Source organism: Paraburkholderia sp., assembly GCF_036488795.1.
Lineage (GTDB): Bacteria > Pseudomonadota > Gammaproteobacteria > Burkholderiales > Burkholderiaceae > Paraburkholderia.
Genome location: NZ_DASXHA010000139.1, coordinates 1 through 13603 on the forward strand (window position 1 = coordinate 1; position 13603 = coordinate 13603).

A 13603-nucleotide genomic window follows, 5' to 3' on the forward strand; every position below is an offset into this window, starting at 1 on the left:
AAGCAATTCCCGCCCAAGCCGGCCACTGTCGCGAAAAGCCATGCTCCATTACTGAGCGGTAAGCTTCGTCGTGACTGAAAAGCCCTTTATCCTGGTTATGTTTGTCCGCAGAGCCGCGCCGGTCCTTGCCGTCCAGCCACGGGGCCGGGTCGCGCATCCGCTAAAATGCTGGGTTTCCCGACATTCGGCGCGCAAGATGCGTGCATTACCGGAGGCCCACGCCAATGTCCCTGTTTCGCAAGAAAAGCGTCGAGCATATGCTCGCGGCCAGTGCTCGCGGCGCTGGCCTGAAGAAGGCCCTCGGCGCGCTCGACCTCACGTTCCTCGGGGTCGGCGCCATCATCGGCACCGGCATTTTCGTCCTGACCGGCACCGGCGCGGTTCAGGCCGGCCCGGCGCTGATGCTCTCGTTCCTCATTGCGGCTGTCGCCTGCGGTTTTGCGGCGCTGGCCTACGCCGAGTTCGCGTCGACCATTCCGGTCGCCGGCTCGATCTACACCTATTCGTATGCGACGCTCGGCGAACTGGCCGCGTGGATCATCGGCTGGGACCTGATGCTCGAATACGGGCTTGCCACGTCCGCGGTGTCAGTCGGCTGGTCGGGCTATCTGCAATCGTTGCTGTCGGGCTTCGGCATCGCATTGCCGGTGGCGCTGTCGGCTGCGCCGGGCGCGCTGCCCGGCCATGAGACTTTCTTCAACCTGCCCGCCTTCCTCGTGATGATGGCGATCACGGCGCTGCTGTCGGTCGGCATCCGCGAGTCCGCGCGCATCAACAACATCATGGTCGCGATCAAGGTGATCGTCGTGTTGCTGGTGATCGGCGTAGGCGTCTTTCATGTGACGCCGGCCAACTGGCATCCGTTCATGCCGAACGGCTGGAGCGGCGTGTTCGGCGCGGCGGCAGTGATGTTCTTCGCGTTTATCGGTTTCGATTCGGTTTCGTCGGCGGCGGAAGAGGTGAAAAATCCGAAGCGCGATCTGCCGATCGGCATCATCGCGTCGCTCGGCGTGTGCGCGGTGCTGTATGTGGCGGTCGCGGCCGTCGTGACGGGCATCGTGCCGTCGGCGCAATTCGCCAGCATCTCGCACCCGGTGTCGTACGCGCTGCAAGTGGCGGGCGAGAAATGGGTCGCCGGCTTCATCGATCTGGGCGCGGTGCTCGGCATGCTCACCGTGATTCTGGTGATGGCCTACGGCCAGACGCGGGTGATCTTCGCCATGTCGCGCGACGGGCTGCTGCCCGCCAGGCTGTCACGCGTACATCCGCGTTTTGCGACGCCGTTCCTCACCACCTGGCTGGTCGGCATTTTCTTCGGGCTGATCGGCGCGCTGGTGCCGCTCAACGTGCTCGCCGAACTGATCAATATCGGCACGCTGGCGGCTTTTTCGATGGTCTCGATTGCCGTGCTGGTCCTGCGCAAAACGCATCCGGAGTTGCCGCGCGCCTTCCGCTGCCCGGGCGTGCCGGTCGTGCCGGTGCTCGCGGTGGCTTCGTGCCTGTTCCTGATGGTCAACCTGCAACTGATCACGTGGGTCGCGTTCGTGATCTGGCTGCTGATCGGCATGGTGATCTACTTTGGCTACTCGCGGCGACATTCGAAGCTCGCGCATGGCGGGCAGTGAGAAAAGCGACTGAGGGTTGCTGAGCGGCGCCAGGCGTCAAGCTGAACGCCGGGCACTGGCCTTCCGTACGCTTTCCTCCAAAAAAGGCACGCTGCTCACGCAGCGTGCCCCCCCACGCCCATCCCTCGGCCAATTTCCCCGAATAGCAGCCGTCCCCGATTTGTGCTTTACTTTTCGCTGGAACCATAAAAAGCACAAACCGAAGCGAGCCCCCAGCAGGCAGGCAGAAGGTAGTGAAATTGGGCCCGCGCCGGTCTTGATCCCCCTAGCAACCAAGTTGCATGCGACCAGAGTAAGCGCTAAAGCGCCAACTCCGGTCGACAAAGGAGACAGTTCATGGCGATCAGCATCAGTCTGACGGTGAACGGCGCGCCCGTTACCGCCGCAATCGAACCGCACACCCTGCTTGTCCAGTTCCTCCGCGAGCAACTTCGACTCACCGGCACGCACATTGGCTGCGACACCGCGCAGTGCGGAGCGTGCACGGTCCATCTGAACGGACGCGCGATCAAATCGTGCAATATCCTCGCCGTGCAAGCGGAAGGTGCTCAGATCATGACCATCGAGGGTCTCGCCAAAGACGGCGAGCTGCATCCCATGCAAGCCGCGTTTCGCGCCTGCCACGGACTGCAGTGCGGGTTCTGCACACCCGGGATGGTGATGAGCGCGACCTCGCTCGTCCAGCGCCAGCCTGATCTCACCGAAGCAGACGTTCGTGCCCAGCTCGACGGCAATCTGTGTCGCTGTACGGGGTATCACAACATCGTCAAAGCCGTGCTCGAAGGCGCTGCCGGCATGAAAGCCGACTCCGGCGCCGCTACCCTGGCAACTGCCGGCGCGACCGCCTGAGGAGACGACGATGAACGCACCCGACCCGCATCCGCTGATTGGCGCTTCCGTCCAGCGCAAGGAAGACTACCGTTTCCTGACCGGCAATGGTCAGTACACCGACGATGTCGTGCTCCCGCAGCAAACCTACGCCGTGTTCCTGCGCTCGCCGTACGCGCATGCACGGATCAAAAGCGTCGATACGGCCGCGGCAAAGCAGTCGCCCGGCGTAGTGGCAGTTTTCACCGGCGCGGATATGGCCGCCGACCACGTGGGCGGCCTGCCATGCGGCTGGCTGATTCATAGCGTCGACGGCAAGCCGATGAACGAGCCGCCGCATCCGGTCATCGCCCACACCAAGGCCCGCCATGTGGGGGACCAGGTGGCGCTCGTGATCGCCGACTCGGTCAAGGCCGCAAAAGACGCCGCCGAGCTGATCGAAGTGGATTACGACGTGCTGCCCGCCGTCGTGGACACCGCGCACGCCGCCGACGCCGGCCAGCCCGCGGTGCATGACGAGGTGCCCGACAATGTCTGCTACACATGGGGCCACGGCGACAAGGCGGCGACCGACGCCGCTTTCGCCAAAGCCGCACACGTGACGACGCTCGATATCGTCAACAACCGCCTGATCCCGAACGCCATCGAACCGCGTGCGGTGAATGCAAGCTGGTCGCCGCAGGACGACAGCTACACGGTGTACGTGGCGAACCAGAACCCACACGTCGAGCGGCTGTTGATGGCCGCCTTCGTGCTGTCCTTGCCCGAATCGAAGCTGCGCGTGATTGCGCCGGATGTCGGCGGCGGCTTCGGCTCGAAGATCTTTCTGTATGCCGAGGACGTGGCGCTCACCTGGGCGTCGAAGAAAATCCGCCGGCCGGTGAAATGGACGGCCGAACGTTCGGAGGCGTTCGTCTCGGATGCGCACGGCCGCGATCACGTAACCAAAGCCGAACTGGCCATGGACGCCGACGGCAAGTTCCTCGCCATGCGCGTGCACACCATCGCCAACATGGGTGCGTACCTGTCGACGTTTGCTTCGAGCGTGCCGACCATCCTCTACGCGACGCTGCTGGCTGGTCAGTACGCCACGCCCGCCATCTACGCCGAAGTCAAGGCGGTCTTCACCAACACGGTCCCCGTCGATGCCTATCGCGGCGCCGGTCGGCCCGAAGCCACCTATGTGGTGGAGCGGCTGGTCGAAACGGCGGCGCGCGAGATGAAACTCGATCCCGCGGAGATCCGCCGCCGCAACTTCATTCGCAGCTTCCCGTATGCGACGCCGGTTGGCCTCACGTATGACACCGGCGACTACGAACCCATCCTCGCCCGTGCACTCGAACTCGCCGACGTCAAAGGATTCGCCGCGCGTCGGCAGGAATCCGAAAAGAACGGCAAGCGGCGCGGACTCGGTTATTCCTGCTACATCGAAGCGTGCGGCCTCGCGCCGTCGAACATCGCCGGCGCGCTTGGCGCGCGTGCGGGCCTGTTCGAGGCAGGCGAAGTGCGTGTCCATCCAACCGGCTCCGTGACCGTATTCACCGGCTCGCATAGCCATGGGCAAGGACACGAGACCACCTTCGCGCAGGTGGTCGCGGACCGGCTCGGCATTCCGCTTGCGAATGTCGAGATCGTGCACGGCGACACCGGGCGCATTCCATTCGGCATGGGCACGTATGGCTCCCGCTCGATATCGGTGGGCGGCTCGGCCATCATGAAGGCGCTCGACAAGATCGAAGCCAAAGCGAAGAAGATCGCCGCGCATCTGCTGGAGGCGGCGGCGGAAGACATCGAGTTCAAGGATGGCGTGTTCCGCGTGGCCGGCACGGATCGAACCAGGGCCTTCGCGGATATCTCGCTCGCCGCGTACGTGCCGCACAACTATCCGCTCGACAAGCTCGAACCGGGCCTCGACGAAAGCGCGTTCTACGATCCGACCAACTTCACCTATCCGTCCGGCGCCTACATCTGCGAAGTGGAAGTGGACACCGACACCGGCGAGTGCCGCATCCAGCAGTTCACCGCGGTCGACGATTTCGGCAACGTCATCAATCCGATGATCGTCGAGGGTCAGGTGCATGGCGGCCTGGGGCAAGGGATCGGTCAGGCCATGCTCGAGCGCTGCGTGTACGACAACGACAGCGGCCAGTTGCTGTCCGGCTCGTACATGGACTACGCGATGCCACGCGCTTCGGATCTGCCCAGCTTCACCGTGGAAACCGCCAAGGGCACGCCGTGTACGCACAATCCCCTCGGCGTGAAGGGCTGCGGCGAAGCGGGCGCGATCGGCTCGCCGCCGGCGGTGATCAACGCGATCATCGACGCCCTCGCGCCGCTCGGCGTGACGGATCTGCAGATGCCTGCCACGCCGCATCGCGTGTGGTCCGCAATCCGCGCCGCCCAACAACCTTGAACGGAGCAGCCGACATGTACGCATTCGACTATCAACGTGCGGCCGACCCGAAAGCGGCGGTTGCAGCGCTCGCCGGCGACAGCGACGCCAAATTCCTCGCAGGCGGCCAAAGCCTGCTGCCGACCATGCGTCTGCGTCTCGCGCAGCCTTCCAAGCTGATCGACGTCACGCGCATTGCCGCGCTCAAGGAGATTCGCGTCGACGCGCAAACCGTCAGCATCGGCGCGGCCGTGTGCCACGCGGATGTCGCGGATCACCCGGAGATCCAGCGCGTATTGCCGGGGCTTGCCGGGTTGGCCGCGCATATTGGCGACCGCCAGGTGCGCGCGCTCGGCACGATCGGCGGCTCGCTCGCCAACAACGATCCGGCGGCATGCTATCCAGCCGCGGTGATGGCGTTGGGCGCAACCGTCGTCACGGACCGGCGCCGCATCAAGGCGGACGACTTCTTCGTGGGCATGTACGAAACCGCGCTCGCGCCCGACGAACTGATCACCGCCGTGGAGTTTCCGCTCGCCGAGCGCTCGGCCTACGAAAAATTCCGCAATCCGGCCTCGCACTTCGCGCTCGTCGGCGTGTTCGTCGCAAAACACGCGGATGGCGTGCGCGTCGCGGTGACCGGAGCGGGTTCGTCAGTATTTCGCGCGACGGATCTGGAGACGGCGCTCACGGCAGATTTCTCGCCCGCGGCGGCGCGTGCGGTCAGCATTTCCGCCGATGAGCTGAACACCGATATGCACGCGAGCGCCGAGTATCGCGCGCATCTGATTCCGGTGCTCGCGGCGCGCGCCGTGGCCACGGCCAACGGCTGAGCCCGACGCTCACGCAGCAGCGCGCTGGATGCAACACGTGGCCCGGCGCGTCCGGGCCGCCTGGTTTTAGTGCAGCCGGCCTTGCGTGGCCAGGCCTCGCCTGGCCACAGCAGGCCGCGTCAGAGCCCGTGCGCGAGGAGAATCATGCAGCCCGCTTCAATCGACGACACCCTTGCCGCACTCGCCGCTCAAGGCTATTTCGCGAACCGCGAACTGGCGACCGCGCTGTATCTCGCGTTGCGCATGGAGCGGCCGTTGTTCGTCGAAGGCGAGCCGGGCGTCGGCAAAACCGAACTGGCCAAGGCCGCGGCAGGCATGCTCGGTACTTCGATGCTGCGTCTGCAGTGCTACGAGGGACTCGACACGGCCAGTGCCCTCTACGAGTGGGACTATCCACGTCAGATCATGGCGCTGCGCCTCGCGGAAGCCGCCGGCGAGCGGCCGGGCAACGACACGCTTTATCGCAGCGAATTCCTGCTCAAGCGCCCGTTACTGCAGGCACTGATGCCCGACGAAAAAAATCCCGGCGCCCGGCGCGTGCTGCTGATTGACGAAATAGACCGCGCCGACGAGCCGTTCGAAGCCTTCCTGCTCGAACTTCTGTCGGACTTCCAGGTGTCGATTCCCGAGTACGGCACGGTCCGCGCCGATCAGCCGCCGCTCGTCGTGATGACGTCGAACCGCACGCGCGAAGTCCACGACGCATTGAAACGCCGCTGTCTGTACCAATGGATCGACTATCCGGAGCGGGATCGCGAACTGGCGATCGTGGCCGCGCGGGCCCCGGAAACCAGCGAGGAATTGCAGCGCCGCGCCGTCGATTTCGTGCATCGGTTGCGCGGCATGGATCTGTTCAAGGCTCCGGGGATTGCGGAAACGATCGACTGGTGCCGCGCGCTCGCTGCCTTGAGCGTCACGGAACTCGATCCGCAGTCGGTACAAAACACGCTCGGCGTGCTGCTGAAGTATCAGGACGATCTGGCGCGAGTCGACGCCGCGCAGATCGCACAGTGTCTGACGCTGCCGGAATGATGACGATGCGCGCCATTCCGCCGCAGCCCTCCCCCGAGAGCGCGCCCACACTGGCCCGCAATGTCGTGCATTTCGTGCGGGTGTTGCGCGGCGCGGGTTTGCCGATGACACCTTCGCAAGCGGTGGATGCCATCGCCGCCTTGCACTGGATCGATCTCGACCGACGCGACGATGTGCGCGCCGCACTCGCCACGTTGCTGGTCTCCGCGCCCGACGAACGCGAGCTGTTCGATGCCGCGTTCAACCTGTTCTGGCGCGATCCCGACTGGGAAGGCAAGCTGCGCGCGCTGCTGTTGCCCAAGGTCCGTAACGGCCTGCCGCCGCCCAAACGCAACAACCGGCTCGCCGACGCGCTCGCGGCGCGTCAGCCCGCTTCGCGCGGCGCGCGTGCCACCCCCGAAACCGAGCAGCACGAACTGCGCGCGCACGTCACCTTCAGCGCGGAAGAGCGGCTGCGTCACCGTGATTTCGACACGCTGAGCGCCGACGAATGGCGCACGCTGCGCCACGTGATCCGCGGTCAGCGTCTGCCGCTCGCCACCGAGCCGACGCGGCGGCTCAAGACCGCATCGCACGGCACGCACGCCGATCTGCGCGCGAGCGCGCGCCACGCGGTTCGCTCAGGCGGCGACTGGACCGTCTGGAAGTACCGCGCCGTAACCGAGCGCAAACCGCCGCTGGTGCTGCTGCTCGACATCTCCGGTTCGATGAGCGCTTACTCGCGCGCCGTTCTGTATTTCTGCCACGCATTGTTGCAATCGCGCGAACGCCTGCAGGTATTCCTGTTCGGCACGCGTCTGACCAATGCGACGCGCGCGTTGCGCGAGCGCGACCCCGATGTGGCAATCGCCGCCCTGGCCGATCAGGTGGTGGACTGGTCGGGCGGCACGCGCATCGGGCCGGCGCTGGCTGAATTCAACCGTCGCTGGGCACGGCGCGTCTTGAGCGGCAGGGCCACCGTGCTGCTCGTCACGGACGGCCTCGACCACGAAGCAATTGACCTGCTCGAAACCGAAATGGCGCGGCTGCGCCGCTTCGCCCACCGCATCGTCTGGCTCAATCCGCTGCTGCGGTACAGCGGCTTTTCACCAAAGGCGCGCGGCGTGGCGGCGATCCTGCCCCATATCGATTCGCACCGGCCAGTTCATAATCTCGAATGCCTGGCTGCATTCGGCCGCGATCTGGCGCAACTGACGCGCGCCCCTCGCGCTACCGCATCAGCCGGAACACCAGGAGGAGTCACGCCATGGAATTGAGCGAAACCTACACGCTGCCTGTGTCCCAGCAGCGCACATGGGACGCGTTGAACGATACGGCCGTCCTGCGTGCCTCGATTCCCGGCTGCGACAGCATCGAAGCCGACGGAGAAAATGCGTACGTGGTGTCGCTGAGCGCGTCGGTCGGGCCGGTCAAGGCGCGCTTCAAGGGTCGTATGGAACTGACCGATGTCAACGCACCTCATACCTATACGATCGTGTTCGAAGGTCAGGGCGGCGCGGCCGGTTTCGGCAAAGGCACCACGCGCGTGACCCTCGAACCGGATGGCGACGAGGCAACCCGACTTTCCTACACGGCCAGTGCGCAGGTGGGCGGCAAATTGGCGCAGATCGGCTCACGCCTCGTCGACGGCGCGGCGCGCAAGCTGGCTAGTGAGTTTTTCAAGAATTTCAATGCGCAGGTGACGGGCCCAGGTGAAGCTGAAGCCGGGTTGCCTGTGGAAACAGCATCAACCGAGGCCGCGGATTCTGACGCTGACGGTGAACAGGCAGAGCCAGCAGATCAGACGGATCCAGCGGATCAAACGAAGAGGAAGAAATCATGGACAGCGTGGATCTCGAAGTCCTGAAGTCCAGTGCACGCTGGCTGGAGCAGGGACATCGCGCGCTACTGGTGACGGTGGTGAAAACGTGGGGCTCGTCGCCCCGCCCTGAAGGTGCAATGCTGGCGGTGCGGGACGACGGCCTGGTGGTGGGATCGGTGTCGGGCGGCTGCATCGAAGACGATCTGATTGAGCGCGTGAGGCAGCGCGGTATCGAGCAGACGCTGCCCGAGGCGGTCAAGTACGGCATCACGGCGGAAGAGGCGCATCGCTTTGGCTTGCCGTGCGGCGGCACCATCCAGCTGGTGCTCGAACCGTTGAGCCTCGCAAGCGGCATGGCGCAATTGTGCGAGGCCGTGGAAGACGGCCGCCTGATTGCGCGCCGCGTGGATATGGTGACGGGCGCAGTGCAACTCGACGCTGCCCAGGCCACCGACGGCGTCGACTTCGACGAAACGCGCCTGCTGACCATTCACGGCCCGCGCTACCGGATGCTCGTGATCGGCGCCGGGCAGTTGTCGCGCTACCTGTGCCATATCGCAGTGGGGCTCGATTATCAGGTGACCGTGTGTGATCCGCGCGAAGAGTACACCGACGAATGGGATGTGCCCGGCACGAAGATCGTGCGCACCATGCCCGACGACACCGTTCTGGACATGAAGCTCGACGAGCGCTGCGCGGTGATTGCCCTGACGCACGATCCGAAGCTCGACGACCTCGCGCTGATGGAAGCGTTGAAGACGCCGGCTTTCTACGTCGGCGCGCTGGGTTCGCGACGCAACAACGCCGCGCGGCGCGAGCGGCTCAAGGAATTCGACTTGAACGATACCGAACTCGCGCGGCTGCATGGGCCGGTCGGCATTTACATTGGCAGCCGGACGCCGCCGGAAATCGCAGTGTCGATTCTGGCCGCAGTGACGGCGGCGAAGAACGGCGTGTCGCTGCCGACCCTGCTGCAGGTGGAAGGCGCAAAGGCTGCCCGCGAAATCGCGGCCAGCGGCGGCACGGCTTGTAGCGTGTAGGTCCGGACTGGTCTCTCGCCCCCAACGTCGGCCGTTCGGCTGACTGGTAACACTCCCGCAAATCCCTAGCATGGCCTCATGCCCGGCTGCTTCGCAGCCGGGCAATCTGCTCGCATGGCGGATGCCGTGACGCACGGCGCTGCGTCCGCCTCACACGCAGGCAATCGCAAAATTATTCCTTTGACGGAATATTCTTTGGAGGCTATATTCCATGACATGGGACATCGAATACACCGACCTGTTTGGTACGTGGTGGGACGGCTTGACGGAAGCGGAGCAGAAGTCGGTCGACGCTGCAGTTACGTTGCTCGAGTGTGTCGGACCGGAACTGCCCTATCCATATTGCAGCCAGATCAAGGGCTCGCAATACGGCCGCATGCGCGAATTGAGAGTGCAGCATGCGGGCAGACCGTACCGTGTTCTGTATGCGTTCGATCCACGTCGCGTCGGCATTCTGCTGCTCGGTGGCGACAAGACCGGCAACGAACGCTGGTATGCAATGAATGTCCCGCGCGCCGATGCGCTGTATCGCGAGCATCTCGCGAGGTTGAATCTGGAAGGAGCAAACGATGGTGAAGAAATTCTCGGAATTGCGGGCAAAAATGTCCCCGGAAGCGCGAGCCGAATCGAAGGCGCGAGCAAACCAGATGCTCGTCGAAATGGCGCTCGCCGAAATGCGCCGCGCGCGTGGCCTCTCTCAGGAAGAACTGGCCAATCTGCTGAACGTGAAGCAGCCGAGCATTGCCAAACTCGAGCAGCGAACGGACATGTATATCTCCACGCTGCGTGACCACATTCAAGCGTTGGGCGGCGAACTGATCCTCCTCGCGCGCTTTCCTGAGGGCGATGTAAAAATCAGCCCGTTCGGAGCCGCAAGTGAAGACCGGAACGCGCCTGCTTAGACAACCGGGCCCACGCAGTCAAGCGATTGCCGCGCATTGGGACCGGCACGCACTGTGATGTCATCCGGCGTGCATGCGTCAAATCACATCAGCCCGCACGCCACCGCTGCCGTGATAGACCCAAGCACCAGCACCACGCCCACCGTGCGACGCTTGTTGAGTTCGGTCCACAGCAGCACACCCGTGAGCGACAACAAGATAATGCTGCCTGCGAGGGTATCCACGAGCAGCACCCAGCCCATGCTCAGTCCCACACCCTTATGCAGGTTGTTCAAGGTCGCGAGAAACGAGTTCTGCGTCCGCTTGACCGACACATAACCGTTACCCACCCAATACTCGGCCTGCACATTCTGCGAAGGGCCGGCAATACCAACCTGCCAGAACTCCGGCTGCATCGTGCTGCGGTCCCCCCAGGCCACCGGGTGCGCCGGTTCACGGCGCGGCTTGCCCGGTTTGCCGTCGAGCTTCAATTCATCTTTGAGCCACTTCGCCATTTCCATCGGCGAGGAGAGCTTTTGCTTCGGCAACGGCACCTGCATCTGCTCGACCTGCGGTTCGCCCGTCGGCACTTTGAGCGGGCCGGCGCGGTGATTCAGCATGAAGCCCGTTACGCCGAACAATAGCCCGAGCACCGCGCCCCACAGGCCAACCCAGCCATGCACCTTGCGCAGCCACTTGATGAAGCTGGCGCGCCGCGAACGCTGGCGCCGTGCGGCCTGTTGAGCGTCGTCGAGCAACCCGCCGGATGCTGCCGGCGAGGCGGTGTTGCGCTGGGTGCCGGTGTACCCGGCCGGGTTCAGTTCAATCGATTCGGGCGCGTTCAAATCAAGCTCCAGGCTCAGCGGGCGATCAAAAGTTAAGACCTGCTCAGCGCGCGGCGAAGCGACGCACGTTCGCACTGCGGTCGGACAAAACGGTTTGGGTAAACTTCGATGAATGGCGGGCAATGCTGGAAAGGCGGGCTGGCTGTCGCGGCAAACCGTGGCAAACAGGCCGTGACAGAAGGCTGGCGAAACCTTTCAAAACAGTAATGACTATGATTGCATAGTCGCGTGAAATGCTCAATCGCGGACTGTTACGTCAGATTCACTGCAGTAACCAGGACCACCGCGCCAGGCGTCCATTTCGTCTGTGCACCTGGATGCGCGCCGCCCGCTTGACAAGCGGCTTCTGTAAACCGACGCTGAGTGGCGCGAACCCTTCAACGCACCCGTCAACGATTCGTTCGGATCCCTGAACCCACCATGCGCCTTTTTTTGCTCGTTTGTATTGCGATTGCCGGCTGCCTTGCAAGCGCATGCGCCGTCAACGCGAGCGTCTCCGGCAAGCCGGACGATCCCTACACGAACGAGGGCGAAACCCAGACCTTCACTGTCAACGAAGACGGTTCGTACACCAAGCTCGACAGCATGACCTTGCACGTGAATAACGAGGCCGGCGTCGCCCGCGTAGCGCAGCAATACATCTGGTTCAACCGCAACATGGCGGACGTGCAGATCATCGAGGCTTATACGACCGGTGCAGATGGCGTGCGTCACGACGTGCGGCCCGATGAGATTCGCGACGTCCAGGAAGCCCGCTCGTTCGACGCACCGATGTTTCAGGACATCCAGGAAAAGGTGATCGTGTTTCCGGCGGTCGAGCCGGGCTCGCGTGTGCACCTGACGTATCGGAAGACGCAGAAGGTGCCCATCGTGGCCGGAGAATTCAGCGATTTCACCCCGCCCGATCTCGCCCCCACGCACAACTTCCGCCTGATCTACGACCTGCCCGCCGGCAAGCCGCTCTATTCGGATGCCCGAGGCTTCACTGCAGTGTCGCCGGTGACGCACGACGGCCGCACGCGCTATGAATTCCGCTACGACAAGGCACATTTCAGCCGGCTCGAACGTGGCTCGGTGGCGTACGTGTCGTATGGCGACCGGCTGATGGTGTCGACCTTCGCGGATTACGCCGCATTTGCCGCGACCTATCGCGCGTCCGCGGAGGATCCGAGCGCACATGACCCGGCGCTCGTCCAGCTTGCGCAATCGGTCACTGCACACGAAACGTCGCAGCGTGCGAAGGCCAAGGCACTCTACGACTGGGTACGGCGCAATGTGCGCTATGTGGCGATCAACGTCGGACGCGGCGCGGTCGTGCCGCATCGCGCGAGTGCGATTCTCGCGAACCGCTATGGCGACTGCAAGGATCACGTCGCGCTATATGGCGCTCTGCTCGATGCCGTAGGCATCCGCAATGAACCGGCGTTGATCAGCAGCGGCACGATCTACACGCTGCCGAGCGTGCCGGGTTACGGCGTCATCAATCACATCATTACGTGGCTGCCCGACTTGCAGTTGTATGCGGATTCGACGGCGTCGAACGTGGCCTTCGGCTTCCTGCCCTCGTCCGATATGAACCGGCCCGCACTGCTCGTCAACGAGGGCCGGCTGGCACAGACCCCGCCGACCGCCGAGATGGCGCACCGTACGGATCTGTCCATCACGGTGGCGCCGGACGGCTCCGCGAGCTTCGAATACCGGCTCGACGCGTCCGGCTGGTCAGCCGAGCAGGGGCGCGCGATGCTGCGCATGCAAACGCCGGCGCAGCGCGAGGAATCCATCCAGGCGGAGTTGCGCAGCGCGAATCTGAACGGCACGGCAACCCTGTCCACGAGCGACCTCAGCGCGACCGACGGCCCGCTGACCATCACCATGAAAGGCACCATCGAAAGCCTCGTCGTGCCCGGGACGGCGGCGTCCATTCCTGCGCTGACGAGCCTCGCCGGCGGTTTCAGCGCGGATACGCAGTACTGGTTGGGCGAGCGGCAGCGTACCCAGCCATTCGTGTGCCGCAACCTCGAGCTGCATGAGCGCGCGCGCATCTCGCTGCCGCCGAATTTCCGCGTGCTCGACATGCCCGAGGCAACCCAGGCGCAGGACCGCTACATCGATTTCCGCTCGGAGTACACGTTCGATCCGCTGAGCAACGTCGTCACGATGACGCGCGACGGCAGCACGCATTTCGACAGCGACGTGTGCACGCCCGACGACTTCGCGCACATGCGCCCGGCCATCGAAGCAGTCGAACGCGACGTGCGGGCAGAGGTCATTGTCAAGTCGAAGCTGATCGAGCCGTCGAACGTGGCGGCGTTCACGCAGTAAGGGC

11 protein-coding genes and 1 pseudogene are annotated in these 13603 nt (G+C 64.2%); 11 read left to right on the plus strand and 1 reads right to left on the minus strand.

The genetic code is table 11. The features are described 5' to 3' along the window. Positions 1–224: 224 nt before the first annotated feature. From VGH41_RS20265 to VGH41_RS20310, 10 genes and pseudogenes are all read left to right on the plus strand, one after another. A complete protein-coding gene (locus tag VGH41_RS20265) occupies positions 225–1625 on the plus strand; it encodes an amino acid permease (protein ID WP_331599328.1) in 1401 nt (466 codons plus the stop codon). A 336-nt stretch (positions 1626–1961) separates the two neighbouring features. Next, positions 1962–2474 carry a (2Fe-2S)-binding protein gene (locus tag VGH41_RS20270; RefSeq protein WP_331599329.1) on the plus strand — a complete coding sequence of 171 codons (513 nt, stop codon included), beginning with the start codon at positions 1962–1964 and terminating at the stop codon, positions 2472–2474. Positions 2475–2484: 10 nt separating this feature from the next. After that, on the plus strand, positions 2485–4866 hold the full coding sequence (locus tag VGH41_RS20275; protein WP_331599330.1) for a xanthine dehydrogenase family protein molybdopterin-binding subunit: 2382 nt from the start codon (positions 2485–2487) through the stop codon (positions 4864–4866). 14 nt (positions 4867–4880) lie between these two features. After that, positions 4881–5678: a xanthine dehydrogenase family protein subunit M gene (locus VGH41_RS20280; RefSeq protein ID WP_331599331.1), complete on the plus strand. Its 798-nt coding sequence runs from the start codon at positions 4881–4883 to the stop codon at positions 5676–5678. A gap of 144 nt (positions 5679–5822) precedes the next feature. Next, positions 5823–6710 carry a MoxR family ATPase gene (locus VGH41_RS20285; RefSeq protein ID WP_331599332.1) on the plus strand — a complete coding sequence of 296 codons (888 nt, stop codon included), beginning with the start codon at positions 5823–5825 and terminating at the stop codon, positions 6708–6710. 5 nt (positions 6711–6715) lie between these two features. Next, positions 6716–7966, plus strand: a complete 1251-nt coding sequence (locus tag VGH41_RS20290; RefSeq protein WP_331599333.1) for a VWA domain-containing protein — start codon at positions 6716–6718, stop codon at positions 7964–7966. Then, positions 7957–8556, plus strand: a complete 600-nt coding sequence (locus VGH41_RS20295; RefSeq protein ID WP_331599334.1) for a carbon monoxide dehydrogenase subunit G — start codon at positions 7957–7959, stop codon at positions 8554–8556. Before VGH41_RS20290 ends, VGH41_RS20295 begins: the two co-directional genes overlap by 10 nt. Beyond that, positions 8529–9551 (plus strand): XdhC family protein, encoded by a 1023-nt coding sequence (locus tag VGH41_RS20300; protein WP_331599335.1) that lies wholly within the window; start codon positions 8529–8531, stop codon positions 9549–9551. Before VGH41_RS20295 ends, VGH41_RS20300 begins: the two co-directional genes overlap by 28 nt. A 211-nt stretch (positions 9552–9762) precedes the next feature. Beyond that, a pseudogene (locus VGH41_RS20305) lies at positions 9763–10068 on the plus strand (type II toxin-antitoxin system RelE/ParE family toxin); the annotation flags it as partial. 157 nt (positions 10069–10225) lie between these two features. Beyond that, positions 10226–10453 carry a helix-turn-helix domain-containing protein gene (locus VGH41_RS20310; protein ID WP_414696687.1) on the plus strand — a complete coding sequence of 76 codons (228 nt, stop codon included), beginning with the start codon at positions 10226–10228 and terminating at the stop codon, positions 10451–10453. 83 nt (positions 10454–10536) lie between these two features. Here VGH41_RS20310 and VGH41_RS20315 read toward each other — a convergent pair whose 3' ends face one another. Then, positions 10537–11277, minus strand: a complete 741-nt coding sequence (locus tag VGH41_RS20315; protein ID WP_331599338.1) for a PepSY-associated TM helix domain-containing protein — start codon at positions 11275–11277, stop codon at positions 10537–10539. Between the two features lie 420 nt (positions 11278–11697). Here VGH41_RS20315 and VGH41_RS20320 point away from each other — a divergent pair, with 420 nt between their 5' ends. Continuing rightward, positions 11698–13599, plus strand: coding sequence for a DUF3857 and transglutaminase domain-containing protein (locus VGH41_RS20320; RefSeq protein WP_331599339.1), 1902 nt, complete (start codon positions 11698–11700; stop codon positions 13597–13599). Positions 13600–13603 lie beyond the last annotated feature (4 nt).